Annotated in this window: 27 protein-coding genes and 1 pseudogene; 12 read left to right on the plus strand and 16 right to left on the minus strand. The window is 36.7% G+C overall.

Annotation, left to right across the window (positions count from 1 at the left end; genetic code table 11):
- Positions 1-36 precede the first annotated feature (36 nt).
- The 6 genes and pseudogenes from NYG92_RS06775 to NYG92_RS06800 form a co-directional block, all read right to left on the minus strand.
- Positions 37-735, minus strand: coding sequence for a lysophospholipid acyltransferase family protein (locus NYG92_RS06775; protein WP_270960598.1), 699 nt, complete (start codon positions 733-735; stop codon positions 37-39).
- The gene (locus tag NYG92_RS06780; RefSeq protein WP_432264806.1) at positions 710-1,882 is read right to left on the minus strand and encodes an SH3 domain-containing protein; all 1,173 of its coding nucleotides are present in this window, start codon (positions 1,880-1,882) and stop codon (positions 710-712) included. The genes NYG92_RS06775 and NYG92_RS06780 overlap by 26 nt, the downstream gene beginning before the upstream one ends.
- Positions 1,818-2,526, minus strand: a pseudogene (purQ, locus tag NYG92_RS06785) (phosphoribosylformylglycinamidine synthase I). Before purQ ends, NYG92_RS06780 begins: the two are co-directional and overlap by 65 nt.
- Before the next feature lie 9 nt (positions 2,527-2,535).
- Positions 2,536-2,772 carry a phosphoribosylformylglycinamidine synthase subunit PurS gene (gene purS / locus NYG92_RS06790; protein ID WP_289233913.1) on the minus strand — a complete coding sequence of 79 codons (237 nt, stop codon included), beginning with the start codon at positions 2,770-2,772 and terminating at the stop codon, positions 2,536-2,538.
- A gap of 9 nt (positions 2,773-2,781) precedes the next feature.
- The gene (gene purC / locus NYG92_RS06795) at positions 2,782-3,492 is read right to left on the minus strand and encodes a phosphoribosylaminoimidazolesuccinocarboxamide synthase (RefSeq protein WP_270976623.1); all 711 of its coding nucleotides are present in this window, start codon (positions 3,490-3,492) and stop codon (positions 2,782-2,784) included.
- Positions 3,493-3,494: 2 nt separating this feature from the next.
- Positions 3,495-4,820: a S41 family peptidase gene (locus tag NYG92_RS06800; RefSeq protein WP_270960631.1), complete on the minus strand. Its 1,326-nt coding sequence runs from the start codon at positions 4,818-4,820 to the stop codon at positions 3,495-3,497.
- Between the two features lie 93 nt (positions 4,821-4,913).
- On the opposite strand from NYG92_RS06800, the gene NYG92_RS06805 reads away from it, so the two are divergent.
- From NYG92_RS06805 to NYG92_RS06815, 3 genes are all read left to right on the plus strand, one after another.
- Positions 4,914-5,189: a metal-sensing transcriptional repressor gene (locus tag NYG92_RS06805; protein WP_270976622.1), complete on the plus strand. Its 276-nt coding sequence runs from the start codon at positions 4,914-4,916 to the stop codon at positions 5,187-5,189.
- Between the two features lie 83 nt (positions 5,190-5,272).
- Positions 5,273-7,846 (plus strand): ATP-dependent Clp protease ATP-binding subunit, encoded by a 2,574-nt coding sequence (locus NYG92_RS06810; RefSeq protein ID WP_270976621.1) that lies wholly within the window; start codon positions 5,273-5,275, stop codon positions 7,844-7,846.
- A gap of 218 nt (positions 7,847-8,064) precedes the next feature.
- Positions 8,065-9,354, plus strand: coding sequence for a major outer membrane protein (locus NYG92_RS06815; protein ID WP_289233914.1), 1,290 nt, complete (start codon positions 8,065-8,067; stop codon positions 9,352-9,354).
- A gap of 399 nt (positions 9,355-9,753) precedes the next feature.
- Here the strand turns inward: NYG92_RS06815 and NYG92_RS06825 are convergent, their stop codons facing one another.
- The gene (locus tag NYG92_RS06825) at positions 9,754-10,737 is read right to left on the minus strand and encodes a type II asparaginase (protein ID WP_289233936.1); all 984 of its coding nucleotides are present in this window, start codon (positions 10,735-10,737) and stop codon (positions 9,754-9,756) included.
- A gap of 180 nt (positions 10,738-10,917) precedes the next feature.
- On the opposite strand from NYG92_RS06825, the gene accB reads away from it, so the two are divergent.
- The gene (accB, locus tag NYG92_RS06830; RefSeq protein ID WP_270966329.1) at positions 10,918-11,370 is read left to right on the plus strand and encodes an acetyl-CoA carboxylase biotin carboxyl carrier protein; all 453 of its coding nucleotides are present in this window, start codon (positions 10,918-10,920) and stop codon (positions 11,368-11,370) included.
- Positions 11,371-12,702, plus strand: a complete 1,332-nt coding sequence (locus NYG92_RS06835; RefSeq protein WP_289233915.1) for an acetyl-CoA carboxylase biotin carboxylase subunit — start codon at positions 11,371-11,373, stop codon at positions 12,700-12,702. It begins immediately after the preceding gene.
- A gap of 209 nt (positions 12,703-12,911) precedes the next feature.
- Here the strand turns inward: NYG92_RS06835 and NYG92_RS06840 are convergent, their stop codons facing one another.
- The 9 genes from NYG92_RS06840 to hemB are packed head-to-tail and all read right to left on the minus strand — an operon-like array spanning position 12,912 to position 20,500.
- On the minus strand, positions 12,912-13,532 hold the full coding sequence (locus NYG92_RS06840) for a formyltransferase family protein (protein WP_289233916.1): 621 nt from the start codon (positions 13,530-13,532) through the stop codon (positions 12,912-12,914).
- Between the two features lie 31 nt (positions 13,533-13,563).
- Positions 13,564-14,019 (minus strand): UDP-4-amino-4,6-dideoxy-N-acetyl-beta-L-altrosamine N-acetyltransferase, encoded by a 456-nt coding sequence (pseH, locus tag NYG92_RS06845; protein ID WP_289233917.1) that lies wholly within the window; start codon positions 14,017-14,019, stop codon positions 13,564-13,566.
- Positions 14,016-14,849 (minus strand): UDP-2,4-diacetamido-2,4,6-trideoxy-beta-L-altropyranose hydrolase, encoded by an 834-nt coding sequence (gene pseG / locus NYG92_RS06850; RefSeq protein ID WP_004276159.1) that lies wholly within the window; start codon positions 14,847-14,849, stop codon positions 14,016-14,018. The genes pseH and pseG overlap by 4 nt, the downstream gene beginning before the upstream one ends.
- Positions 14,846-15,526: a pseudaminic acid cytidylyltransferase gene (gene pseF / locus NYG92_RS06855; protein ID WP_289233918.1), complete on the minus strand. Its 681-nt coding sequence runs from the start codon at positions 15,524-15,526 to the stop codon at positions 14,846-14,848. Before pseF ends, pseG begins: the two co-directional genes overlap by 4 nt.
- Positions 15,523-16,782: a (Fe-S)-binding protein gene (locus NYG92_RS06860; protein WP_289233919.1), complete on the minus strand. Its 1,260-nt coding sequence runs from the start codon at positions 16,780-16,782 to the stop codon at positions 15,523-15,525. The genes pseF and NYG92_RS06860 overlap by 4 nt, the downstream gene beginning before the upstream one ends.
- Positions 16,782-18,137 (minus strand): oxygen-independent coproporphyrinogen III oxidase, encoded by a 1,356-nt coding sequence (gene hemN, locus NYG92_RS06865; protein WP_289233920.1) that lies wholly within the window; start codon positions 18,135-18,137, stop codon positions 16,782-16,784. The genes NYG92_RS06860 and hemN overlap by 1 nt, the downstream gene beginning before the upstream one ends.
- A complete protein-coding gene (locus NYG92_RS06870) occupies positions 18,124-18,624 on the minus strand; it encodes a DUF2603 domain-containing protein (RefSeq protein WP_289233921.1) in 501 nt (166 codons plus the stop codon). Before NYG92_RS06870 ends, hemN begins: the two co-directional genes overlap by 14 nt.
- On the minus strand, positions 18,621-19,520 hold the full coding sequence (gene argF, locus NYG92_RS06875) for an ornithine carbamoyltransferase (RefSeq protein ID WP_289233922.1): 900 nt from the start codon (positions 19,518-19,520) through the stop codon (positions 18,621-18,623). Before argF ends, NYG92_RS06870 begins: the two co-directional genes overlap by 4 nt.
- Positions 19,517-20,500 carry a porphobilinogen synthase gene (gene hemB / locus NYG92_RS06880; RefSeq protein ID WP_289233923.1) on the minus strand — a complete coding sequence of 328 codons (984 nt, stop codon included), beginning with the start codon at positions 20,498-20,500 and terminating at the stop codon, positions 19,517-19,519. Before hemB ends, argF begins: the two co-directional genes overlap by 4 nt.
- Before the next feature lie 58 nt (positions 20,501-20,558).
- Here hemB and ribA point away from each other — a divergent pair, with 58 nt between their 5' ends.
- From ribA to NYG92_RS06915, 7 genes are all read left to right on the plus strand, one after another.
- On the plus strand, positions 20,559-21,119 hold the full coding sequence (ribA, locus tag NYG92_RS06885; RefSeq protein ID WP_289233924.1) for a GTP cyclohydrolase II: 561 nt from the start codon (positions 20,559-20,561) through the stop codon (positions 21,117-21,119).
- Positions 21,116-21,682, plus strand: a complete 567-nt coding sequence (gene rsmG / locus NYG92_RS06890) for a 16S rRNA (guanine(527)-N(7))-methyltransferase RsmG (RefSeq protein ID WP_289233925.1) — start codon at positions 21,116-21,118, stop codon at positions 21,680-21,682. Before ribA ends, rsmG begins: the two co-directional genes overlap by 4 nt.
- 82 nt (positions 21,683-21,764) lie before the next feature.
- A complete protein-coding gene (gene hsdR, locus NYG92_RS06895; RefSeq protein ID WP_289233926.1) occupies positions 21,765-24,203 on the plus strand; it encodes an EcoAI/FtnUII family type I restriction enzme subunit R in 2,439 nt (812 codons plus the stop codon).
- The gene (locus tag NYG92_RS06900; protein ID WP_289233927.1) at positions 24,203-25,693 is read left to right on the plus strand and encodes a class I SAM-dependent DNA methyltransferase; all 1,491 of its coding nucleotides are present in this window, start codon (positions 24,203-24,205) and stop codon (positions 25,691-25,693) included. The genes hsdR and NYG92_RS06900 overlap by 1 nt, the downstream gene beginning before the upstream one ends.
- 9 nt (positions 25,694-25,702) lie before the next feature.
- On the plus strand, positions 25,703-25,987 hold the full coding sequence (locus NYG92_RS06905) for a hypothetical protein (RefSeq protein WP_289233928.1): 285 nt from the start codon (positions 25,703-25,705) through the stop codon (positions 25,985-25,987).
- Positions 25,977-26,237: a type II toxin-antitoxin system RelE family toxin gene (locus NYG92_RS06910; protein ID WP_289233929.1), complete on the plus strand. Its 261-nt coding sequence runs from the start codon at positions 25,977-25,979 to the stop codon at positions 26,235-26,237. Before NYG92_RS06905 ends, NYG92_RS06910 begins: the two co-directional genes overlap by 11 nt.
- A partial coding sequence (locus NYG92_RS06915) for a hypothetical protein (protein WP_289233930.1) occupies positions 26,234-26,507 on the plus strand: 274 nt, incomplete at its 3' end. The genes NYG92_RS06910 and NYG92_RS06915, both read left to right, overlap by 4 nt.

Consider the following 26,507-nt stretch of genomic DNA (forward strand, 5'->3'; position numbering starts at 1 on the left):
TCCTTTTTAAAAATTTGTCGCATTGTAGCAAAAAATTTACAATAAAACCGCCCTTTCTTGCTCCAAACGCTCTTGCATTGTTTTTCTTGTATTTTCTAGCCAATTTGCGTCATTTGTATCCACAAGTGGTAGGGCTATAAGCTTTAAAATTCCACTTTTTGCTTCGAATTTTTGAGTGTCTAAAATCTTAGCAGAATCGACAATTAAAACAGGTTGCACCTTTAAATTTAATTTCTCGCTTAAAATCTTAGCACCACTTTGAAATTTAAGCATTTTTTCACTTTTTGAGCGTGTCCCTTCAGGGAAAATTGCCAAAACCCTCCCCGCCTTAAGTCTTTCTTTAGCCTCTTTTAAAACACTCACTAAGGCACGAGGATTTTTTCTATCTATGCAAAGAAGTTGAGACTTTTTAATGGCGATTTGAAACACAGGAATTTCACCCAGCTCTTTTTTAGCTATCCAGCATAAATTCTTAGGATAAATGCTCTCAAGCGCGATAATGTCTAAGGCACTTTGATGATTCATCACTAGCATTTGTGCGTCTTGGTGAAATTCGCCTATAAGTTCTATTTTATAGTTTAAAATTAGCCTTTGGGTTTTAGCCCAAAGACGGCGAATTTTCCAAATGCTATTTTGATTTTGTGTGAAGCAAAAGGCTATAATCACACCACTAACGCTAAAAATAAAAAATATCCAAAAAATTAAAGCTTTAATTTTTGAGTAAATCTGTGTCATTAACCCAGCCTATTTTGCCATTTTTAAACAAAACTTTAATGTAATTTTCTCTTTTTCCTAAAATTTCTACCTCTTCTTCTGTGTTGGTAGTGTAAAAATAAGTTGAAGGTTCAGTCGGTAAAATTTTGACCCTAGTATTTGTTTTTAAAAATCCATTATACGTATTTGTATCGACTAAAAAGCTTAGAGCAAAACTTAGCAAAGCAAAACCTAAGATAAAATAATTTCTTTTAAAGATAAATAAAATCGCCAAAACAAAAGCCAAAGCCCATAAGGCGTATTGTTTATAGATATTAAAGTCCTTATTTGTAGGATTTAAATCGCTTTGCGTGCTAATTTCATCATTAGAAATTTGAAGTTTGATGTTAAAATTTTCAAGCTTTTTACTTTCTTTATTAAAATAAGAAAATTCAAAATGATTTTTATTTGCAGGGAAAATGGCATAATAAAATGCCTTTGAAGCGTTAAAATCGCCCTTATAATTTTCAATGCCTTGTTTTTGCACTCCATTTACAAAAAAGCTCTTAAGATTTGCATTTGTCGCATTTAGCTCAAGCATCATAATGATATTTTTTTCATCAAAATAACTTGTCTTAACTTGCCCTATATCCAAAGAGCTTGCCACGATATGAGCGTAAGTTTGCTCTTTGGGTGGGTATTGAAAACGCAGGGGTTGAATTTGCAAACTAGCCTTTTGAAAGACCTCGCCATTTCTTAACATAGAAACGACAATTTGCTCTAAATTTGCATTAGCGTCCTTAGCCTCAAACCATAGCGTATTTTTATAAGTATCATTAGAAATTTTTTCAAATGAGCTTTTAGGGTTTAAAAAATGCAAGCTGTCATTTTTGACTAAAGAGAGGTTAAAATCAAATTTAACATCTTCCAAAGTTTTAGCGTAAAGCTCTATGTTAAAGGCTTCTCCTACATAAAAATTTTGCGGATATTCCTCACTCGTTAAGGCTAAGCTTGAATGTGCCACATAATCTTCATAACGATTATTTTCATAATCTGTATTTTCATCACTTGGAGCGATATTTTTGTAAAATTCTTTTTGGCTTTCTATCGTTTTTTGCTGACCTTCAAAAACGGATGGTTCCGCCCATAAAATTATGATAAATGAAAATAAAATGCTTAAAATTCTCAAGATAAAAATCCCTCAAACATCTTAAGCCCTACATCATCACCCAAAAGCTTTTCACAAGCTCTTTCAGGGTGAGGCATAAGACCGAAAATTTTCTTAGTTTCATCGCAAATTCCAGCGATATTATTACAAGAGCCGTTGGGATTATTTTCATATTTGAGTGTGATGAGGTCTTTATCTTCTAGGTATTTAAGCGTAGCTTCATCGGCATAATAATTCCCCTCGCCGTGTGCTATGGGAAGGGTGATTAGCTCATTTTTGTGAAATTTTTTTAAAAAAGCATTATCGTTAGAAACGACTCTTAGGGTTTGATTTTTGGAGATAAAGCTTAAATTTTCATTATGCTTCATCGCACCCTTTAAAAGTCCTGCTTCGAGTAGAATTTGAAAGCCATTGCAAATCCCAAGTATAAAGCCACCTTTTTTAGCGTGTTTGAAAACGCCTTGCATAGCGGGAGCAAGTTTAGCAATAGCCGCACAACGCAAATAATCCCCATAAGAAAAGCCCCCCGGTAAAACGACCAAATCCGCCTCAAATTCCCTTTCCTCGTACCAAACGAGCTGGACTTTAGCGCCGATTTTTTCAAAGGCGTATTGTGTGTCAAATTCGCAATTTGTCCCTAAAAATCTTATAATAGCAACTTTCATTTTTTCTTCTTAAAGTAAAATTTCATAATCTTCTATCACGCTATTAACAAGCAGTTCCTCGCACATCTTAGCTACAAGCTCTCTAGCCTTTTGCGTGTCGCTTTCATCAAGTTCGATTTTAAGCTGTTTTGCCACACGCACTTCTTTAACCTTAGAAAAATTTAAAGAGTGCAAAGCCTTTTCTAAAGCCTTGCCTTGCGGGTCTAAAACGCCATTTTTTAAAAATACATTGATAGTTATTTGCACTTTCGCCCCTTAACTTAAAATTCTTTTTAAAACTTCTTCATAAGCCATTTTGACATTGCCTAGATCTTGCCTAAATCTATCCTTATCAAGCTTTTCATTTGTCTCTTTATCCCAAAAACGGCAGCTATCAGGGCTTATTTCATCGGCTAAAATGAGCTTATCATCTTTATCTAAGCCAAGTTCGATTTTAAAATCGATCAGCCTTAAATTTTTCTTATCAAAAAAGTCCAAAAGTATGGCGTTAATTTTCCTAGCTATTGTTTTAATTTCCTCGATTTGCTCTTGATTTTTGACTAAATTTAAAAGCAAACAATGCTCATCATTGATGAAAGGATCGCCCAAAGCATCATCTTTTAAGCAAAATTCCACTAAAGCAAAAGGAAGCTTTGTGCCGTCTTTAATGCCAAGTCTTTTTGTAAGAGAGCCAGTAGCGACATTACGCACGATGACTTCAATGGGCACGATTTTGCATTTTTTAACAAGCTGTTCATTTTCGCTTAGGGTTTTAACTAAATGCGTTTGAACACCCTCTTTTTCTAAAAGATGAAAAAGCTCGGTGCTAATTTTGCAATTAAGCGCCCCCTTACCCGCTTCATTACCCTTTTTTTCAGCATTAAAGGCAGTTAGGTCATCTTTAAATTCCGTAATAAGCAAAAATTCATCATCGGTTTTAAAAAGCTTCTTGCCCTTGCCCTCGTAAAGCAATTCCTTCTTTTCCATTTTTATTTTCCTTTTTTGATGTTTAGAATTTTAATGCTATCAATTGCCGCTTTTAGCTGTGCGTCTTCATTGATTTGTTTTTTTGTGATAAGGCTTTTATTTTCCTTTAACTCTTTTTTATCTTCTTTCTTTTCTAATTTCTCAAGCTCACTTTCTAAGTGTTGCTTTAAATCACTTTCTTTAATGCTAAAGCCATCTTCTTTAGCCGTAACCTTGCCCGGGAAAACTTCCACATCAGGCTTTACGCCCACAGCTTGTATGGTGCGTCCGCTTGGGAGATAGTATCTTGCTATGGTGAGTTTTAAAGCCTCTGTTTTGTTTAGAGGTATAGTTTGCTGCACACTACCTTTACCAAAGGTATTTTCCCCCACGATAATCGCCCTTTTTAAATCTTGTAAAGCCCCGCTTACAATCTCACTTGCACTCGCACTTCCGCCATTAACTAAAACGACTAGGGACGAATTTGAAATTTTATTTTTAGGATCTGCCTTATAGTCCTTATTTTCACTTTCATTTCTACCCTTTTGAGAAACGATAATGCCCTTATCGACAAATAAATTTGTAAGTCCTATGGCTTGGTTTAAAATCCCTCCCGGATTATTTCTTAAATCTAAAATTACGCCCTTATTATTAGGGTATTTTTTAAGCTCTTTTCGTGCTTCATCGACTATATTTTTATTAAAACTTGTAACTCTAAGATATAAAATGTCCTCATCTTCTATCCTTTTACTATAAACACTCTCCACCTTGATGATTTCTCTTGTTAAATTCACATCAAAAGGCTTACTTGCTCCCTCTCTAAAAATGGTTAAAGTGATTTTGGTGCTAGGCTTTCCACGCATTTTATCCACGGCATCATTTAAGTTCATACCTAAAGTGGCTTCATTATTGATTTTAAGGATAATATCGCCTGATTTGATCCCCGCTTTATCCGCAGGTGTTCCCTCTATGGGTGAAACCACGCTCAAAGCTCCGTCTTTCATACCCACAGTGATCCCAAGTCCGCCAAATTCGCCACTCATTTGCATTTTCATATCATTATAATCTTTTTCATTTAAAAAAGAAGAATGTGCGTCCAAATTTGTCAAAAGTCCTGAAAGTGATTTATCGACCAAATCGCTAATATTTTGCTCATCGACATAATACTGCTCGACAATTTGAAGCGTTTTAGTAAGTTTTTCCAAAGCTTCGAGGCGTTTTTGCATTTGTTCCGTTTTATCATCGGCATATAAGACATTTGCAAGCCCAAGACATAAAATAAGCGATCCCGTAAATCCCGCCAAAGCAGCGAGAATTTGTTTCCTTTTCACTATCAACTCCTTAAAGATTTTAAAGCTAAGATTTTAATAAAAATTTGTAAATACAAAGAATTTGCATTTTTTGCTACAATTTTGTAAATTTCAAAAAGAGAAAGTAAAATTATGCATCATCACCACTCCCCCAAACACATCAAGCAAATTTCAAACCGCCTAGCCAAAACCATAGGACATTTAGAAGCCATTAAAAAAATGGTAGAAAATGACAAAGACTGCAGCGAAATTCTTATCCAACTTGCCGCCGTTAAATCTGCCGTTAATAACACTGCCACCGCTATTTTAAAGGAGCATTTATCGCATTGTCTTATTCACGCTTTAGAGGAAAATGACCATAAAAGTTTAGAGGATTTGCATAAGGCTATTGATATGTTTGTAAAGTAAATTAAAAAAATTTATTAAAAAAACTTGACATTAATAGACTAAAGATATATAATACCACCATTATAAAACTAAAAGGAGCTATTATGGCAAATTTACAAGATTTTCTCACAGATTCTATGCTTTCAAATGTCGAAAGTGCAGTCTCTTTAGCGATACATAGTAAAAATAGCGAAGTCGTCCCACTTCATCTTTTGTGGGCTTTAGCGATAGATAGCACGAGCCTACTTTCTCAAATTTGCAATAAACTTAACATCTCAAAAGAAGCCCTAGAGCTTGAGCTTAAAAGCCAAATTAAAGCCTTGCCTACAAGCTCAAATGTAAGCAGAGATAACATAAGAATTTCAAACGAGCTTTTAAATTCCTTAGAAAATGCTAAGGGTTTAATGAGTGCAAATGGCGATAGTTATTTAAGCGTAGATACTTATCTCATAGCAGAAAGTAAGCGTTCGCCTATAAAAGAGCTTTTAACTAAATTTATCGATTTAAACGAGCTTAAAAAAGAACTAGAGCTTTTAAGGGCAGGGCGTAAGATAGAGAGTAAAACAAGCGAAGATACTATGGACGCTCTTAATAAATTTGGCATAGATTTAACGCAAAAAGCCCAGCAAAACGAGCTTGACCCCATTATAGGTCGCGAAGAAGAGATAGAAAGAACAATGCAAATTCTCATTAGAAAAAGTAAAAATAATCCCATTTTACTAGGCGAACCCGGCGTTGGTAAAACGGCTATTGTGGAAGCCTTAGCACAAAGGATAGTGAAAAAAGATGTCCCCACTTCTTTACAAAATAAACGCCTCATCGCCCTTGATATGAGTGCCTTAATCGCAGGAGCAAAGTATAGAGGCGAATTTGAAGACAGGCTTAAAAGTGTCGTTGATGAAGTGATAAAAAGTAAAAATGTGATTTTATTTATCGATGAAATTCATACCATTGTTGGAGCAGGGGCTAGCGAGGGCAGTATGGACGCGGCAAACATCTTAAAACCAGCCCTAGCAAGAGGCGAACTTCACACCATAGGAGCGACTACGCTTAAAGAATACCGCAAGTATTTTGAAAAAGACGCCGCACTTCAACGCCGCTTTCAGCCCGTAAGTGTCAATGAACCAAGCATTAACGAGGCTTTGGCTATGTTAAGGGGCATTAAAGAAAAGCTTGAAATTCATCATAATGTAAGCATTACAGACTCCGCCCTAGTTGCAGCGGCAAAGCTTTCTAAGCGTTATATAAATGATCGCTTTTTACCTGATAAAGCAATTGACCTCATTGACGAAGCAGCCGCCGAGCTTAAAATGCAAATAGAAAGCGAGCCAAGCTCTTTAAGAAAGGTAAGAAAAGAGCTAGAAACCTTAGAGGTCGAAAAAGAAGCGCTTAAAATGGAGCAAAATGAAGCAAATGAGAAAAGATTAGAGGAAATTGCCAAAGAACTAGCAAATTTAAAAGAGGAGCAAAACGCCCTAAACGCCCAGTTCGAAAACGAAAAAAGCGTATTTGATAGCATAAGCGTTAAGAAAAAAGAAATTGATATGCTAAAAAACGAAGCAAATTTAGCCAAAAATAAAGGCGATTTTCAAAAAGCCGCCGAGTTAGAATACGGACAAATTCCAAGCCTAGAAAAAGAAGTTTTAAGCCTTGAAGAAAAATGGCAGCTTTTAAGTCAAAACGGCGTCTTGCTTAAAAATAAAGTCGATGAAGACCTAGTCGCAGGAATTTTAAGCAAATGGACAGGCATTAGTGTGCAAAAAATGCTAAAAAGCGAAAAGCAAAAATTCCTAGAAGTCGAAAAGCATTTAAAAGAAAGCGTCATAGGACAAGATAGAGCCTTAAACGCCTTAGCCAAGGCGATAAAACGCAACAAAGCAGGGTTAAACGAGGGCAGCAAACCCATAGGAAGCTTTTTATTCTTAGGACCAACAGGCGTGGGTAAAACCCAGTCCGCCAAAGCTTTAGCGAAATTTTTATTTGACGATGAAAAAGCAATGATTCGTTTTGATATGAGTGAATTTATGGAAAAACACAGCGTTTCGCGTCTTTTAGGTGCGCCTCCGGGCTATATAGGGCATGAAGAGGGCGGAGAGCTTACTGAAGCCGTGCGTAGAAAGCCTTATAGCGTGATTTTATTTGACGAGGTAGAAAAAGCACACAAAGATGTCTTTAACATACTTTTAGGCATATTAGATGACGCAAGAGCCACAGATAGCAAGGGCGTGAGTGTGGATTTTAAAAATACCATTATCATTTTAACTTCTAACATCGCCTCAAATGCCATTATGAATTTAAAAGGAAAAGAGCAAGAAGAAGCGGTAAAAGCCGAGCTTAAAAGCTTTTTTAAGCCCGAATTTTTAAACCGCCTCGATGACATCATCACCTTTAACCCACTAGGACAAAACGAGGCATATGAGATAGTGAAATTACTTTTCAAAGACTTGCAAAAAAGCCTAGAAAACAAGGGCTTAAAAGCGACCTTAAGCGATGAAGCCGCCAAACTCATCGCCAAAGAGGGCTTTGACCCTGACTTTGGAGCAAGACCTCTTAAAAGAGCCATTTATGATAAGATAGAGGATAAATTAAGCGATATGATTTTAAGCGATACCTTAAGCCTAAACGATACCATAAGCATAGATTTAGAAGAAAATGAGATAGTGATTAATAAAATTTAATATTATTTACCTATCATTAAGCTTTTAAATTTATCATTTCATCGTGTAAATTAAACATTCATAAGAACTCCTTAAAAGCCCTAGTTTAAAGCTCTAGGGCTTTATTTCTTATCTTTATTTTCTTTAATATTTTTAATTTTTAAGTATTATTTAAGTAAAAAAGCTCATTTATATGCTATAATTTCGCCGTTTTATATCTTATTTTAAGGAGAATTCTCATGAAACTAGTTAAACTTAGTTTAGTTGCAGCTCTTGCTGCGGGTGCTTTCTCAGTGGCTAATGCTACTCCACTAGAAGAAGCGATTAAAGATATCGATGTATCAGGTTTTTTAAGATACCGCTATGAGTCAGGAAATATCAAAGATAATGCTGGTCTTGTTGGTCAGTCAGGTCTTAATACCTCTAAGCAAAATCACAAATACAGAGCGCAATTTAATTTCAACGCTGCGATCGCAGATAACTTCAAAGCTTTCGTTCAATTAGATTATAGTGCGAAAGATGGCGGTTATGGTTCTGATGTTATAAGTGTTACAACTGGCGATAGTGCGACTTTACATGTAAGACAACTTTACCTAACTTACACTAATGAAGACTTTGCTACTAGCGTATCAGTAGGTAAGCAACAGCTTAACACTATCTGGACTGACAATGGCATAGATGGTCTTGTTGGCGCAGGTGTCAAAGTGGTTAATAACAGCTTTGACGGCTTAACTTTTGCAGCTTTCGCGGTAGATAGCTACAATGTAGATGAGCAAGGAAGTGATGTAACAGGTTTTGGTAATGTTACAACTTTTGATGAAGTTGGTAACCTTTATGGTGGTGCTGCTATCGCTTCTTATGAAGTTTTCGGCGGACAACTTGACTCTCAACTATGGGGTGCTTATTGGGATAGCGTAGGCGTTTGGTATGCTTTAGATTTAGCTTATGGCACAACTATCTTTAACGATGTCAACTGGAAACTTAATGCCGCTTATTTAGGAAACTACCTAGATAAAACTTATACTGCTAACAATAAACCGGGACAATCTACAGGACCAAGTAATAAAAAATTTGAAGACGGAAATTTCTTCGCTTTAAGAGGTTCTATTGACTGGAATGGCTTTGACGCTAGCCTAGGTGGTTTATACTATGGTGAAAAAGATGCTGTAACAGTAACAGTGATCGAAGATCAAGGTAACTTAGGACATCTTCTTGCTGGTAACGAAATTTACTACACTGAAGGTTCACACCTAAATGGCGACCTTGGTCAAAATACTTTTGGTTACCTAACTGCTGGTTATACCTTCAATGAAGTATTGCGTTTAGGTGCAGACTTCGTATATGGTGGAACTAAGACAGCTGACCACAAGAGCGGTGGTGAAAAAATGGAAGCTGTTGCAAGAGTAGATTATAAATACTCTCCAAAACTATCTTTCCAAGCTCGGTATTCTTACCTAAATGTTGATAAAGATGCAAACGGCGAAGGTAAAAAAGATACTGTAAGACTTCAAGCTCTTTACAAGTTTTAATTTTTATGGTATAATGCCACTTATCCACCCAGCCCCCTCCCTTTTAGCTGGGTGGTCAGCCCCTGCCCCCAGGGGCTTTTTTCGTTCTAAGCATATAAAATCCTAAAAATAACAATTATCTTAAAAATTATTCCCCCCTTATTCACTACCACATTTCCAGCGACTACTATACCATACTGATGAAACCTAGCTTTTTATCCGCTTTACTTACTGCCACGCGACCAGCGACTACACGAGAGAACTTTAAGCCTTAAAGCTCTTTTAAAACTTCTTTTTGTGCTTCGTGTATGCTACCAGCGACTACTATGCCATTTCAAATAAAGTCTTATGAATTGCAATGCGTTTTTAAGTGAATTTAAAATTAAAACTTTGAATATAGGCTCATAAAGAGCCTATGTTTTAGTATTTTAAGAAATACTCTTGAATTTTCTTAACATCGTTAGTCTTAGTTAAAGCTAACATTAGCAAAATTCTAGCTTTTTGTGGGTTTAAATCCTCCGCACTGATGAAACCTAGCTTTTTATCCGCCTCACTCACTGCCACACGACCAGCCACTACACGAGAACTCGCCACGACTTTAAGCCCCTTAGCTAAAAGCTCTTTTAAAACTTCTTTTTGTGCTTCGTGTATGTTACCAGCACCACTTCCAGCGACTACTATACCCTTTGTGCCATTTTCAAATAAAGCCTTAGCAGCCACCCCACTGCCATCATTTGAATAGCTATAAAGAATATCTACTTTTGGTAATTCTTTAAGATTTTTCACATCAAAAGGTGCTTTTTTGGTGCGAGCTTTTGCGACATTGTTATAAAAATAAACCTTACCATCAACGATATAACCCATATCCCCAAAATCAGGTGAAGAGAAAGCATCGACATTTAAAGTATGTGTTTTTACCACGCCTCTAGCACTTTGAATTTTATCGTTCATAGCAACCATTACGCCTTTGGCATTTTTATCAGCTGCTAGAGCGACTGCGTTGTAAAGATTTTTAGGTCCGTCTGCACTTATGGCTGTGCTTGGACGCATAGCACCGACTAAAACGACAGGCTTATCGCTTTTAATGGTTAAATTTAAAAAATAAGCCGTTTCCTCCATAGTGTCCGTTCCGTGAGTGATAACCACACCATCAACGCCACTCGCAAAAAGCTTATTAATCTCTTTTGCAAGTTTGAGCTGAATTTCATCACGCATATTTGAGCTGTCGATATTTGCGATTTGCTGTCCTTCAATTTTCGCTAAATTTTGAATTTCAGGCACTGCTTTAATCAGCACATCAACACCTACAACACCAGCCGTATAGCCAATAGTAGCAACCGCACTATCGATAGACCCTACTATCGTTCCTCCTGTGGCTAAAATAGCAACTTTTGGTTCCGCCATACTCGCCCCTACTATAAAAAATGCAATCATACAAAGTAATAATTTCTTCATATGTGCCTCTTTTAAGAATTTATCTCATCTTTGTGATGAAATATGCTTAATTTTAGCAAAAAAAATTCAATTTTAATTACTATTTTTTAATATAATAGCGATTTAAAGTCTTTAATATAGGAGAATTGTATGACTAAAGAAGAGATTAAAGAGCTTGTAAATTTGTTTTCTGAGGCAAATATTAGCAAGATTAAGATTAAAGAGCAGGACGGCTTTGAAATAGAGCTTGAAAGAGAGATGTTCTGTGATGTGCCAGCGCCTACTACTCCACCTCCTACTACTCCTCAGCCTATTAATGTCAATGTCGTTAATGAAACTCATCGCACTCCAACTAAAAGCAATCAACCAAGCATTACAAGCCCTATGGTAGGCACTTTCTATCAAGCGCCAAGCCCGGGTGCAGCACCCTTTGTCAAAGCGGGGGCTAATGTGAAAAAAGGCGACACCATAGCCATAATAGAAGCGATGAAGATTATGAACGAGATTGAAGCGGAGTTTGATTGCCGTATTGTCGAGGTTTTGGTCGCGGACGGACAGCCTGTGGAATTTGGTATGCCTTTATTTGCGGTGGAGAAACTATAAATGGAAATTAAAAGCATTTTAATAGCAAATCGCGGTGAAATTGCTTTAAGAGCCTTAAGAACCATTAAAGAAATGGGAAAAAGAGCGATTTGCGTTTATTCTGAAGCGGATAAAGACGCCCTTTATCTTAAGTATGCGGACGCAAATATCTGCATAGGTAAGGCAAGAAGTGCTGAAAGCTATCTTAATATCCCTGCTATTATCACAGCGGCTGAGATAGCGGAGGCGGATGCAATTTTCCCGGGGTATGGCTTTTTAAGTGAGAATCAAAATTTTGTCGAAATTTGTGCCAAACATAATCTTAAATTTATAGGTCCTTCAGTGGAGGCGATGAATTTAATGAGCGATAAAAGCAAGGCAAAACAAGTAATGCAAAGGGCTGGTGTGCCTGTGATCCCCGGAAGTGATGGGGCTTTAGCTGGGGCGGAAGCAGCAAAAAAACTTGCAAAAGAAATAGGCTATCCCGTCATTTTAAAAGCGGCTGCTGGAGGCGGTGGGCGTGGTATGCGTGTGGTAGAAAATGAAAAAGATTTAGAAAAAGCATACTGGTCGGCTGAAAGTGAGGCTATGACGGCTTTTGGAGATGGAACGATGTATATGGAAAAATATATCCAAAACCCTCGCCACATCGAAGTGCAAGTTGTAGGAGATAGCTTTGGCAATGTCATACACATAGGTGAAAGAGACTGCTCTATGCAAAGGCGTCATCAAAAGCTTATAGAGGAGAGTCCTGCTATTTTGCTTGATGAAAAGACAAGGATAAGATTACACGAAACAGCTGTCAAAGCAGCAAAAGCCATAGGTTATGAGGGTGCTGGGACTTTTGAATTTTTGGTCGATAAAAATTTGGATTTTTATTTTATTGAGATGAATACGCGTTTGCAAGTTGAACATTGCGTGAGTGAAATGGTAAGCGGTATAGACATCATAGAATTGATGATAAAGGTTGCCGAGGGCTATGCCTTGCCTCCTCAAGAAAGCATTAAGCTACGCGGACATAGTATAGAGTGTCGTATTACCGCTGAAGATTCTAAGACCTTTTTACCAAGTCCGGGTAAAATCACCAAATATATCCCACCAGCAGGGCGTAATGTGAGAATGGAAAGCCACTGCTATGAGGGCTATGCGGTGCCACCTTATTATGATTCGATGATAGGCAAACTTGTCGTGTGGGGGGAGGATAGAAATACGGCCATCGCTAAGATGAAGGTGGCCTTGCATGAGCTTATTGTTGGGGGGATTAAGACGACGAGGGATTTTCATTTGGCGATGATGGAAAATCCTGATTTTATCGATAATAACTACGATACAAACTACCTCGCAAGACATTAAATTTGTAGCCTTTGGGCTACAATGTTAAGTTTATATTTTTGCGATAGGTTTTATTAATTTCAATAGGCTTTAAACAATTTTAAAAATTTTTGTTTTGGTGTGTTTGTTTGCTTGTAAGTTGTGATGTGAAATGTTGCTTAAATTATGATTTGTTATTATTAATATAAATTTAATAATTACTTAATAATAATTTATTTTTAATACTAAAGCTAAATTTCCTCATAAATCTTTAGCACAAATTTTTTACCTTTATGATAGAAAAAAGCAGGGAAGTCTTCATTAGAGCAAATGCGTAAAAGATTAAATTGCTCTTTTAAACTTTTATCGATGTTTAATTCGCTATCTTTAGGGCTTCTTTTAGGGTAAAAGCTCTCCACTCCATTTTGCTTTTTAGACTTTAAATTTGGATAAAGTTTTAAAAAATCCTCACAAAGCTCTAAACTGAAAAAAGCTTGCTTGTTTCTTAATTCTTTGTAAAGCTCATCGCCTCTAAGCTTAAGCGTTTTTTGAAGATAAATATCCCCACTATCCACACCCTTATCCGCCTCAAAAAGCGTGAAAACAATGTCATTTTTACCCTCTAAAATTTGATAAAACATAGGCGACCAGCCCTTTCCTTGCGGAAGTTTGGAGGCGTGTATGATGAGATTGTGTTGATTAAGACTTAATAAATTTGGCGGGATAATTTTGTGATAAGATAAAATGAAAACGACCTCATAGCCTCTTACTTTTTCATACGCTTCAAAAAAATCCGCCCCAAGTTTTTTCGCAAATTCCAAAGCCTTTTCATAAAACCACTGATTAGGAGAGCTAACGAGAGCTATTTTCACGAAGCTCTCCTTAAAGGATTAAGGTAAAGGGTTACCCCCCCCCCCCCCCCCGTTTGCAAAGATAAAACATTTTTTCGTCCTCACTGATGATTTTAAAGCCATTTTTAAGATACAAAGTTAAAGCCCTTTCATTTGTCTTAAATACACAAGCTTTTAGAATTTGCACTTTTAAAGTGTCAAAAGCATAGTTTAAAACTTCGTTCATTAAAAGTTGTCCTACGCCTCTTAAATTCGGCTTTGCATAAAGTCCAAATTCGCAAGTTTGAAGGCTGATATCAAAAAGATGTATCACGCCTATACTTTGCCCCCCTTTAAAAACTACAAAATAACGCTTACTTTCATCGTTTTTAAGGCTACTTACAAAATTTAAATGTTCTTCTAGGCTGATATTTTGCGTTTTCATAAAATTTCCCACGCTATTACGCCATTTTAAAAGCTCCTTAAGCTCATTTTCATTAAGAGAGATAAAATTTCTAAGCTCTATCATCTATACTCGATTTCATAGTCTTTTTCTAAAAGCCACTGAGCTAGTTTTTCTTGATTTTTCTGGGTGCAAATGGCTTTAAAATTTGCCTTTAAAAGCAAGGCTTCATTAACTAAACTTGAAGCTTGGATAATGAGTTTTCTACTTTCGTTCATCGCCTTAGCAAAATGTTCTAAATTCACAGCCAAGCTAATGTTAGGCGTGTTTTGCTCTAAATGTTTTAAGGCTTTTAAATTCTTATTTGCACTTGTTGTTGCGATGAGAATTTTCAAGCTTTTGGGAAGATCGAGAGCTAGTTTGGCGGAGAGATTTTTACTATCTGTGCCACCCATACAAATGAAAATATCCCAAATTTTAGGGCGTTTTTTCTTCGCCTCTTCGTAAAATTCCTCTCTAATCAAAGCATAAGAAAAGCCACATCTAAGCTCGCAAGTAGCAGGGACTAAATTTTTATAAAGTGAAGGTTTGGCATAGGCATTAACATTAAGTAAAATATCACAAAAATGAGGCTTTAGCTCATCATCAAAGCTTAAAATTTGCACCTCACACATCGCCTTAATCGCTCTTTCATCTTGCTCTTTAAAATCATAATGATCAAGCACTAAAAGTTCAAAACTTTCTTCTTCAATCAGCCCACAAAGCTCATCTAGGCTCGTCCCTTCAAGTAAAAAAACCTCATTTGGAATTTTTTCTATGATATTTCCCTCAAGCTCCAAACAAGCAAAGCTCACTTCGTGTCCTAATTTCTCATATTGCTTTGCTAAAATCAAACAACGCTGTATGTGTCCGTGTCCTATCTTAAAAGAACTATCCGCACGAATGAGAATTTTCACATCAAAGCCTTATTTAACATCAAAAGTTTTTTCGCAAATTCTAAATCCTGTGGCGTGTCAATGTCGCAAACCAAATTTCTAGGCAGTAAATACACGCTAGAATTGGGCGTGAAAATCATCTCCTCCTTAAGCCACGCTTCTTTTTTACCAAAATAAAATGCCCCCGCATCGTGATATGCCTTTTCTAAATCCTGAGAACGCATAAAATACTGACTTTCATCAAACATATAAACCCTTTTTTCCTTCAAATAAAACGCCCTTTGGATAGGATAGTCAAATTCCACAGCGCCAAACAAAAAGCTAAAATCGCCCTTAATAAATTCTTCATAAGCCTCTTTTAAGATTTTTTTATTAAGCAAGGGTGCGGTCGCATAAAGACAGCAAATGTTTTCATACCCAGCCCCTATTTTTTCGCTAACGCTTTTTATAACCTTAGAGCTTGAGCTAAAATCATCACTTAACTCCTTTTCCCTCATCAAAGCCCTCGCCCCAAAAGCCTCTGCCACTTGCAAAATTTCCTCATCATCACTAGAAACCACAACTTCCTCAAAAATGCCTGAATTTAGGGCATTTTCTATACTATAAGCCATCAAGGGTTTGCCGCAAAAATCAATAATATTTTTTCTTGGAATTCGCTTAGAACCACCACGCGCTGGGATAATGCAAAGACTTTTCACTGCTTTAAAGCCTGTGCGATTAATTCAAGGGGGCTTTTAAAAACCACCTTGCTTTGATTTTGCGTAAGGGCGTTTGAAATTTGCATTCTACAAGCAGAACATTCCGCACTCACCACGCTAGCACCACTTTCATCAATCATCTTAGCTTTTTTAAGTCCCACTTTTAAGGTATTTTCATAATAATCACTTTGCATACTCACGCCTCCAAAACCGCAACAAGCATTAGAATCACTCATCTCAGCAAAGCGGTAATTTGCCTTTAAAAAGGCTCTTGGCTCCTTAAACACTCCTTGCATTTTCCTCGCGTGGCAAGGGTCGTGGTAGGTGATTAAAAGCTCTTTTTGAGCCTTAGTTTTTAAAAGCTCTAAAAGAGGCGTTTTTTCATAAAAATACCAAGTCGCAAGCTTGATTTTAGGGGCGATTTTAGCCGCTCTTTTAGCCCACTGCTCCTCCTTTATCATCGTAAAAAAATGCTCCAAATCCACACTAAGCATAGCCGAGCAAGTCGCTTCAGGAGTGATGATATATTCCACACTTTCAAGCTTTTTTTCAAAATATTCCACATTTTTTTTCGCTAGACTTTCAAGGCTTTTAAAATCCCCTGTGAAAAAATGCGGCGCTCCACAGCAAACCTGCTCTTTCATCAAATCAACATTAATTTTAAGCTCTTTAGCGATACTAAGCACGGCTTTTGCACTATCTATATAAAAATAATTTGCCAAACAGCCTACAAAAAATCCTACGCTTTTTTCTCCGCCATTATCGATAAATTCGGTGTTTTGATTTAAAAAACTTTTTTGCTTAAAACTAGGCAAAAGTCTGCCTTTTTTAATCAAAGGTAAAGAAAAACGCGCCTTCATACCAGAATTTTGCAAAGCAAAAGCACAGCTTTGAAACACAAAGCCAAATTTAGCTGCTATATCAAGGGCTTTTCGTGTGCGTAAAAAATAAAGCAAAAGCCTTTTATACCAAGCTATGCCAAATTTCTTAGCGATGTCATAACGCACCGCCTCAATGGCATTATCAACCCTAATGTGCGATGGGCAAACCTCCACGCAATTCGTGCATAAAAAGCAAGATTCAAACACTCTTTTTGCTTCTTTATCAAGCTCTAAATTTCCCTCTTTATACGCAGTCAAAAGGTCTAAAAAACCACGCGGAGAATTAATCTCATCGCGTTTGATTTGATGAATTGTGCAAGTGGGGATACATTTGCCACATTTTACGCAGCTTTGAGAAAATTTAGCAAAATCCATTAAAGCGTCTTTGAAAATACTTTTTTTTCTTCGCTAATGTTTTTTAAATACGCATCAAAACACATTGCGATATTTCTTATAAGCATTGTGCCTGTTTCATTGACTTTAATGAAATCATTTTCAACGCTTACAAACTCACCATACTCCTCAAGAGCCTTTAAATCCTGTTTAAAATACTTTCTAAAATCAATTTTAAATTCCCTTTCTATCTCTTTAATATCTAGCTTAAAATTCGCCATTAAAGCCATAATAACAGCCTTTCTAAGCCTATCATCATCACTAAGTAAAACACCCCTTTCAAAAGGCAAAACGCCCCTTTCAATCGCTTCTTCATAAGATTTTAAATCCTTGAAATTTTGCGCATAATAATTTTGCCCCTCGCCTATGCTAGTCAGTCCCACACCCACTAAATCCACGCCACCCTTAGTCGTGTAGCCTTGAAAATTTCTATGCAAGGTATTATCATTTAAAGCTTTAAAAAGCTCATCATCTTCTTTAGCAAAATGGTCCATTCCTATCATTTTGTAATGATTCTGCCCTAAAAATTGCTCACAATATTCTAAAATTTGAAGTTTGACATCAGGGCTTGGTAGGGTATTTTCGTCAAATTTTCTCATATTTTTCTTAAGCCAAGGCACATGAGCATAATTAAAAATAGCCAAGCGGTCAGGATTTAAAAGTATGATTTTTTCTAAAGTTTGCTTAAAACTTTGCAAATTTTGAAAAGGTAAGCCATAAATTAGGTCGATATTAACGGACTTTATTCCTCTACTTCGCACCTTTAAAAGCGCTTCTTTTGTTAAATCAAAAGGTTGAATTCTATGGATTTCTTTTTGCACTCTTTCGTCAAAATCTTGCACCCCAAAGCTAATGCGGTTAAAACCATTTTGCACCAAAACATCAGCTTGTGCGTCATTGAAAAAGCGAGGGTCTATCTCACAGCTTAGCTCGGCTTCTTTGTCAAAATGAGAAAAAACGCTTTTAATTTTTAAGATTAAACTTTCTAATTCCTCAGCAGAAAAATAAGTCGGTGTGCCACCTCCAAAGTGCATTTGCACGACTTTTTTTTGTGTATTTAAAAGAGAGCTTAAAATGTCAAGCTCTCTAAAAAGATATGTTAAATAACGCTTTTTACTCTCTTCTTTAGCTGTGTAAATGACATTACACCCGCAAAAATAACAAGCACTTCTACAAAAAGGCAGGTGAAAATATAAAGAAAGATCGCGTTTGGACTCCCTTAAACATCTTAAATATTCCCCATAGCTAAATTCCGTGCTAAATTCCACAGCCGTAGGGTAGGAAGTGTAACGAGGACCAGCCTTAGAATACTTTACAAAGGCTTTATAATCTTTCATTTTGCAAACTCTCCATCATCATATTCATATCGATAAATAAATTTGGGTGTTCTTTTTTAATGTCTTCAAGTAGGCGGTCTAAATCGACATTAGCCCTAGCCACCCCAGTAACCCTTACAATTTTTTCAACAGCGTCCATAGCCACAGCCCAAGCGTCATTAAAATCCACAGGCATTTGTTGGTAAATCGCTTTTTCAAGCTTAAGCTCAAAAATTTCCTTTTGATTTTTCTTAAGGGTATCTAGCAAATTATTAAGACTATGCAAAGAAGTTAATGCGTGTGTGCCGCCGTCCTCATCGATGATAAACCAAGGCTCAACTCTATTAAGCTTACTATTTTTAAGCCTTAGTCTATACTCATTTTCTTCAGGAAGCATTTCAAAAATCGTCAAATCCTGCTTTTTCATACCTAAATACTTGCTAAAATCATTAATCTGTGCCACAGCATTTTTTGTTTTTTTTACTATGGTTTTTTTCATTTCTTTCATTTTTCTCTCTCCAAAAAACACAATAAAGCCTTTACAACAAAAAGGCGGTTTCTCGCCTCCTCAAAAATCACCTCGCTGTGTAACTCAAAAAGCTCTTCACTCACCTCATAGCCCCTATAAGCGGGTAAGCAATGGAGTAAAATCGCATCTTTTTTCGCCACACTCATCGCCTCTTTATCGATGATAAAGCCCTCAAAATCTTTGATTTTCTGCTCTTTTTGCTCCTCTTCACCCATAGAAATCCAAGTATCAGTAATCACCACTTCCTTATCTTTGATAGCCTCGAATTTATCGTTTGTAAGAGTGATTTTCGCTCCACTTTCTTTTGCATTTTCTTTCGCAAATTCCAAAATTTCAGGGCGAATGTGATAGTTTTTAGGTAAAGCAATGCTTAATTCATAGCCTAGTATCGAAGCGGCGATAAGCCAAGAATTACACATATTATTACTATCTCCTACAAAGGCTATTTGACCTTCTTTTTGATATTCTTGCATTGTGAGTAAATCGCCCAAAATTTGCGTTGGATGATACAAATCGCTTAAAGCATTTATCACAGGAGCTTTTGAATATTTTGCAAATTCCTCCAAACTTGCGTGGTGATTAACCCTAAGCATTACAAAATCGACCATAGAGCCTATAACTCTTGCCGTATCCTTAAGTGGTTCTCCTCTACTAAGCTGCAAATCGTTCGCACTTAAAAATAAAGCCTTGCCACCAAGCTCTGTAATGGCTAATTCAAAAGCCATTCTAGTGCGTGTGGAATTTTTTTCAAAAATCATAGCCAAAGTTTTATCTATCAAAAGTTTTTCAGGCTTTTGCTTTAAAACTTTAGCGTGATTAACAAGGGCTAAAATTTCTTCCTTGCTAAAATCCTTTAAAGTTAAAAAATGTCTCACGCTTCTTTCCTTAAAATTTCTGCAAGTTCTTTAGCGTGATAAGTGATGATGAGTTTCGCACCAGCCCTTTTAAATGCTATCATCGTTTCTATAAGTGTTTTTTTATAATCAATCACCCCAGCCCTTTTAGCCGCTTGAAACATCGCATATTCGCCACTTACATTATAAACGCAAAGTGGTAAATTTGTATTTTGCGAAAGCTCCTTTACCACATCTAAATACGCAAGGGCAGGTTTTACCATCAAAATATCTGCTCCTTGCGCTTCATCTTCTAGGCTTTCCATTAGGGCTTCTTTGCCGTTGTGAAAGTCCATTTGATAGCTCTTTCTATCTCCATAACTTGGAGCGGAATTTGCCACTTCTCTAAAAGGTCCATAATAGCTTGACGCAAATTTGGTTGAATAGCTCATAAGAGGCAAATTTTCATACCCAGCCGCGTCTAAAGCCTCGCGTAAGCTAAGGATAATGCCATCCATCATACCACTTGGTGCTATCATATCCACCCCAGCTTTAGCGTGGATAAGGGCTTGTTTGGCTGAAAGCTCTAAAGTCGCATCATTATCCACGCTTTTAGTTTTTGGCTCTATAATGCCACAATGTCCGTGTTCTGTATATTCACAAAAGCATAAATCGCTAATGATAAAAATTTGAGGATAGTCCTTTTTAATAGCTCTTATGGCTCTTGCGATGAGGCTATTTTCATCTAGGGCTTCACTTCCACAACTATCTTTTTTTGCTTCTTCTATCACGCCAAAAAGTATAATGGCTTTTAAGTCTAGCTTCACAAGCTCTTCACACTCTTTTAAAATCATATCTAAGCTCATTTGAAATACGCCGTTCATAGAGGAAATTTCATTTTTTACCCCATTTCCCTCCACGACAAAAAGAGGGTAAATCAAATCCCGAATTTCTAAAGAATTTTCCCTTAACATCTCTCTTAAATTTGGATTTAATCTTAATCTTCTAAATCTTTTAAACATAATTTTGTCCTTTTTTTGTTAGAATTCAATTTTAGCATAATTTAATTAAAGGTTATCAATGGAAATTAAAATTTCAAAAATTGCAAATTTACCAAGCAAATGGGGGCAGTTTCAAATTCAAAGTTTTAAAGAGGGAGAAAAAGAACATCTTTGCATTTTTAAGGGAAAGCCAAGTGATATTTTAAATTTAAGAATTCATTCAGAGTGCCTTACGGGTGATGGTTTGGGAAGTTTAAAGTGCGATTGCGGGGAGCAACTTGAATTTGCTTTAAAATACATAGAGCAAAACGGCGGTATGGTCATTTACCTAAGACAAGAGGGGCGTAACATCGGGCTTTTTAATAAGGTCAATGCCTACGCCTTGCAAGATGAGGGCTTAAACACCATAGAGGCAAACGAGCATCTAGGCTTTAAGCCTGATGAAAGGACTTATGAGGTGGTGGATTTCATACTAAATTATTATCAAATTTCACAAATTAATCTCATTACAAATAATCCTAACAAGCTTAATTTTCTAAAAACAAAGCTTATTAAACGCATTCCTATACTTATCAAAAGTAATGAATTTAACGATGCTTATCTTAAAATCAAGCAAGATTCTATGGGACATTTAAAATGAAATTTTTGCCAGATTATGACAAAAAACTTTTTGAAAAAAGGGTGGAAATTTATAAAAATTTGCTTAAAAAATTTAATCAAATTCACAATCTCACCCATTTTAAAAACATCGATGAAAACATACAAGATAGTATAGAAATCTTAAATTTCATCGACCTTACAAAGGCTCAAAATATCATTGATATAGGAAGTGGAGCGGGCTTTCCTGCCATTTTTTTAAGCTTTTTGCTTGATAGTCGTTTTTATCTTTTTGAGCCAAATGCCAAAAAATCTGCCTTTTTAAGAAGTGTAAAAGTAGAATGTGAGCTTAAAAATCTTACCATTTTTAAAGAAAAAGTTCAAAATCATAAAGCACAATTTAAGGCTGATTTTATCACATCAAGAGCCTTGATGAAGGCAAAAGATTTAGTCCAAATTTGTCAAAATTTAAGCGATGAAAATACAATCTTTGTTCTTTATAAGGGAAGCGAGGCTAAAAAAGAAATGCAAGACTTTAAGGATTATCAAATTTATGAAAATAAATGGCGTAAATACTGCGTTTTTACGCTTAAAAATTCATTATGAAACTAATGCTTTGCGTAGTTGCTCTATAAACTTTTTATTTATTATCATTTTTTAATATAATCGTTTAATTTAGGAGTTAAATTTGGAAACATTGCAAAACCTTAGCGAAGAAGACACCAAAAAGCGTTATATTGAACCTGCTTTAAGCAAAGTGGGCTGGGATTTTGAATCCATTAAAATGGAATATGGAGTAAAAGCCAAAGACTATAAGTTTAGCGAAGGCAAAATTGACATCAAAACAGGCAAAAGGGATAAAAGCACTATAAAAAAGGCTGATTATGTGCTTTTTCACAATGGAATCGCCCTTGCAGTCTTAGAAGCAAAAGCCTATAAATACGAAGATAGCGAGGGGATAGAACAGGCGAAAAACTATGCCAAAGCACTCAGGTCCCCCTTTGCCTTTTCTAGTAGTGGCAAGGGCTTTGTAAAATACACGCTTACAAAAGATTTTAAGGGAGTAGCAAAAGAGAATTTACCCCTTAATGCTTTCCCAAGCCCAAGGGAGCTGTATGAAGCCTATAAAAAATGGCAAAATCTCACAAATGATAATCTTTTACAAACGCATTGTGATTTAAGCCAAACAACACCGCGTTATTATCAAAACAACGCCATAAACGCCGCCCTAATCGCCGCACAAAAAGGACAAAGCAGAATCCTACTCGTCCTTGCCACAGGCACGGGTAAAACTCTCATCGCTTATCAAATCGCCCACCGTCTTTTTAATCAAATCTTGCCAAATGGCAAAAAGATAGAGAAAATTCTTTATCTAGCTGATAGAAATGAGCTTATAAACACCGACACCACAAGGACTTTTAAAAGCTTTGCCAAAGGCATTTATACAATACATAACCGCGACTTTAAAAGCGGATATAGTTTGTATTTTGGAATTTATCAGCAGTTTATCAGCGGTAGTGAAGAAAATAATGATAAAGTAGAGCATTATAAAGCCTTAAAGTCGGACTTTTTTGACCTTATTTTTATCGATGAGTGCCACAGAGGCAGTGCTAGGGCGGATTCTACTTGGAGAGAGATTTTGGAATATTTTAGCTCCGCACTACAAATTGGTATGACTGCCACACCTAAATATAATAAAGAGCAAAGAGAGAGCCAAGAAGCAGGCGAGTTAGAAAAAAGAGAAGATGATAATATAGATTATTTTGGCGAGCCGGTGTATCAATACAGCTTAAAACAAGGCATAGATGATGGCTATTTAGCCCCTTTTTCTGTGGTAGAAAATTTGTCAAATATAGAAATGCAAGGCTACACACCAGAACTAGGTAAGCGTGATGAAGAGGGCAGAGAGATCCCACAAGAGACTTTTAACTCCCCAGATTTTAACCGCACAATTTATCTCAAACCCCAAATCCGCTTCGTTGCTAAAGAAGTGAGCAAATTTTTGCACCATACTCTAAAAAATCCTTACGCTAAAACTATCATTTTCTGCGAAGACCAACGCCACGCCCTTTTGATGAAAGATGCCTTGCAAGATGAAAACAAGCAAGAAATGGCAAAAGATTCTAACTACATCACACGCATAACAAGCGATGATGATAAGGGCAAAGCCCTGCTAGATAATTTTAAAAGCGTAAGCAAACGCTACCCAGTCATTGCCACCACCTCCCAGCTTTTAAGCACAGGGGTAGATACGCAAATGGTGCAAGTTATAGTCATTGATAAAATTGTGCGTGATAAAAGCCTATTTAAGCAAATGATAGGGCGAGGCACAAGGCTTAATGAAGTCTTAGAATCTAGGGGCAAAACGCATTTTTATGTGCTAGATTTTAAAGGCATTGCAAAAGAGTTTTTAAACGACCCAGATTTTGATGGCGAGGTGGAGTTTATCGGCACAGATGAGGTAAAAAAGCGAGAGAAAAAGCCAAAAAACACAGATAAAGAGAATGAAACAGAGTCTAACGACCTGCCACCAGATATAAAAGACCCACCGATAAAGCACACCATAGACGGCGAAGAAATACAAGTCTATATGCAAGATAAATCTGTCATCATCTTACGCAATGTTAATGGTGTTTTGACACCTATCACACAAAGCCTAGAATCTTTTAGCGGTGAAAAGCTTCAAAATACTAAAGCCTTTGAATCTTACCTTGACACCTTACGCACAGGTGATAAAGCCACGCGTGAAGAGCTTTTAAACAAGCTTGAAGAAAAGGGTATTTTTATCCAAGAGTTAGGGCAAATGGATAAATTTCAAAACTGCGATGAGTTTGATATTTTACTCTCTCTTGCTAAAGGCACACAAGCCCTAAGCCGCACACAAAGGGCAAAAAAGGCAAATAAATTCCTAGAATCTTTACAGCCAAAGGCTAGAGAGCTTTTAGAACTCTTACTTGAGAAATACGCACAAGGGGGCATTAACGAGCTGGATTCTAGTGTATTTGTCAATGAGCCTTTTGCTTCAAGGTATAATCTCACCACAATCGCACAAATTTTTAAAGAATATGGCGGACTTAACGCAATACTACAAAATCTTAAAAACGCACTTTATAAGGAGGTAAGCTAATGCTAAATATCAAAAAACTTCAAAACATTATGCGTCAAGACGCGGGAGTTAATGGCGATGCGCAAAGAATGGAGCAAATTGCTTGGATTTTATTCCTAAAGCTTTATGATTATTATGAAAAAGAATGGACTGCCCTAAATGAGATGAATGGCACAGAGTATCACTCTATAATCCCCGAGCATTTGCGTTGGGAGTCTTGGGCGATAGGGCAGAAGTCCCCCACAGGCGAACCCTTACTCACATTTATCAACAATGAGCTTTTCCCCACGCTAAAAGCCCTAAATATCACAGAATCCACTCCGTTAAATCAATCCATCGTGCGAAAAGTTTTTGAAGATTTAAACAACTATATGAAAGATGGCTATCTTTTACGCGAAGTGATAAATGAGATAGAATCTAGCCTTAAAATTAACAATAGACAAGATTTTAAAGAGCTTTGCAAAGTCTATGAAAGCTTTTTAAAAACCTTGCAAAGTGCAGGAAATGCCGGCGAGTTTTACACACCGCGTGCCGTTACAGAATTTATGGTAGAAATGCTTAGCCCAAAGCTAGGTGAGAGTGTGGCGGACTTAGCTTGTGGGACAGGGGGCTTTCTCATTTCAGCGGCACATTTTTTAGAAAAGCAAGTAAGCTTAACGAGTGAGCGAAAAGTCTTTGAAACAAGCTTTTATGGTGTAGAGAAAAAGTCCTTGCCCTTTTTGCTTTGTGCGACAAATTTACTCATTAATGGCATAGAAAATCCAAACCTAAAGCACGGCAATGCCTTTGAATTTAGTAATTTTGAAGACTTTGATATAAATCTTACAAAATACCCCAAATTTGACATTATCTTAATGAATCCCCCTTATGGTGGCAATGAGCGTGGTGATGATATTAAACACTTCCCCCAAGAATACAAAAGCAGTGAAACAGCAGATTTATTTATGGCACTCATTTTGCACCGCTTATCTTTCAAAGGCAGGTCCGCAGTCGTGCTACCTGATGGCTTTTTATTTGGTGCTGATAATGCAAAAATCAATCTCAAAAGAAAGCTTTTAAGTGATTTTAATCTCTATCTTATCTTGCGTTTGCCTAAATCAGTTTTCGCCCCTTACACTTCTATCCCCACAAATTTACTTTTTTTCAATGCCGACCCACAAGGCACACAGCACACCCACTTCTACCGCCTTGATATGCCAGAGAGCATAAAATCCTTTGGCAAAACGAAGCAAATGAGCCTAGAGCATTTTGAGCCCTTTTTGCAGTGGTGGCAAAGTGATAGACAAAGCTTACAAGATGAAAGCGGAAATTTCAAGGCTAAAGCCTACACTAAAGAAGAGCTAGAATCTAGGAATTACAACTTTGATTTATGTGGCTATGTGAGTGAAGAAGAAGAGATACTAGCCCCTTTAGAGCTTATGGAGCAAATCAAAACCGAGAGAGATAAGCTAAACGCCACGCTAGATTCCATAATGAAGCAAATTTCTACTATAATTAAAGAAAACGAATAAGGAGAAACTATGCTACTAGAAGTGAGTATCGACAAACGCAACAAAGACGCCATAATTTCAGCGATAAACCTTATTAAAGGCGTGGAGCTTGTAGAAGTGCTAACACAAGCAGAAGACTATGATGACACCATTATGACAAAAGAAGATTATGAAGCGTGGGTAGAGGCGCGTAAGGACTTAGCAGAGGGCAAAACCATAAGCCACGAAGAGCTAAAAAGGCTTGTAAGCCAAGAGAATACCCAAGAGAATAAAAGGGGAAATACAACAGAGCAAGGCATACAAAATGCCCTATAACATAGAGTATCACAAGGATTTTATAAAGTTTTTAAAAAAGCACCAAGACATACAAGCCAAAGTTTTTGAAAGCTTTGAGACAATCGCGCAAAATCCTTATGCAGCAAAGCTAGATATTAAAAAACTGCAAGGCAGAACCAACCACTATCGCTTACGCATAGGCAAATACCGCTTTTTATACGAAGTGCTTGAAAGCGAGATTCTAATCTATGCTTACAAAGCAGACTCAAGAGGCGATATTTATAAATGAAAACAGATACCTTAAAAAAATCCTTGCTAGACTATGCCATTAAAGGCAAACTTACTGCTAGATTCCGCCGTGAAAATAATGGGCTTAACGCCTTTGATGAGCTTGAAATTTATAACGATAACATAAAGCAAAAACGCAAAAATTTAGAAAAAGAGTTAAAAAAATGTGAAAAAGAATTAAAGCTTGAAAAAGACAAGGATAAAAAAGCTTTTTTTAAATCTCAAATTCAAATGCTAAAAAAAGAGCTTACAAAATGCAAGGAAATCACGC

The organism is Campylobacter felis (assembly GCF_030250085.1).
GTDB classification, from domain to species: domain Bacteria; phylum Campylobacterota; class Campylobacteria; order Campylobacterales; family Campylobacteraceae; genus Campylobacter_D; species Campylobacter_D upsaliensis.

Excerpts from the sequence above, each read along its gene's own strand:
- accB (WP_270966329.1), top strand. The coding sequence starts at position 10,918 with ATGACTAAAGAAGAGATTAAAGAGCTTGTAAATTTGTTTTCTGAGGCA.
- NYG92_RS06775 (WP_270960598.1), bottom strand. The coding sequence starts at position 735 with ATGACACAGATTTACTCAAAAATTAAAGCTTTAATTTTTTGGATATTT.
- NYG92_RS06905 (WP_289233928.1), top strand. The coding sequence starts at position 25,703 with ATGCTACTAGAAGTGAGTATCGACAAACGCAACAAAGACGCCATAATT.
- NYG92_RS06870 (WP_289233921.1), bottom strand. The coding sequence starts at position 18,624 with ATGAAAGAAATGAAAAAAACCATAGTAAAAAAAACAAAAAATGCTGTG.
- ribA (WP_289233924.1), top strand. The coding sequence starts at position 20,559 with ATGGAAATTAAAATTTCAAAAATTGCAAATTTACCAAGCAAATGGGGG.
- NYG92_RS06825 (WP_289233936.1), bottom strand. The coding sequence starts at position 10,737 with ATGGCGGAACCAAAAGTTGCTATTTTAGCCACAGGAGGAACGATAGTA.
- purC (WP_270976623.1), bottom strand. The coding sequence starts at position 3,492 with ATGGAAAAGAAGGAATTGCTTTACGAGGGCAAGGGCAAGAAGCTTTTT.
- NYG92_RS06910 (WP_289233929.1), top strand. The coding sequence starts at position 25,977 with ATGCCCTATAACATAGAGTATCACAAGGATTTTATAAAGTTTTTAAAA.
- NYG92_RS06815 (WP_289233914.1), top strand. The coding sequence starts at position 8,065 with ATGAAACTAGTTAAACTTAGTTTAGTTGCAGCTCTTGCTGCGGGTGCT.
- NYG92_RS06900 (WP_289233927.1), top strand. The coding sequence starts at position 24,203 with ATGCTAAATATCAAAAAACTTCAAAACATTATGCGTCAAGACGCGGGA.
- NYG92_RS06860 (WP_289233919.1), bottom strand. The coding sequence starts at position 16,782 with ATGGATTTTGCTAAATTTTCTCAAAGCTGCGTAAAATGTGGCAAATGT.
- pseH (WP_289233917.1), bottom strand. The coding sequence starts at position 14,019 with ATGATAGAGCTTAGAAATTTTATCTCTCTTAATGAAAATGAGCTTAAG.
- hemB (WP_289233923.1), bottom strand. The coding sequence starts at position 20,500 with ATGTTTAAAAGATTTAGAAGATTAAGATTAAATCCAAATTTAAGAGAG.
- NYG92_RS06805 (WP_270976622.1), top strand. The coding sequence starts at position 4,914 with ATGCATCATCACCACTCCCCCAAACACATCAAGCAAATTTCAAACCGC.
- rsmG (WP_289233925.1), top strand. The coding sequence starts at position 21,116 with ATGAAATTTTTGCCAGATTATGACAAAAAACTTTTTGAAAAAAGGGTG.
- NYG92_RS06810 (WP_270976621.1), top strand. The coding sequence starts at position 5,273 with ATGGCAAATTTACAAGATTTTCTCACAGATTCTATGCTTTCAAATGTC.
- NYG92_RS06835 (WP_289233915.1), top strand. The coding sequence starts at position 11,371 with ATGGAAATTAAAAGCATTTTAATAGCAAATCGCGGTGAAATTGCTTTA.
- hemN (WP_289233920.1), bottom strand. The coding sequence starts at position 18,137 with ATGAAAGATTATAAAGCCTTTGTAAAGTATTCTAAGGCTGGTCCTCGT.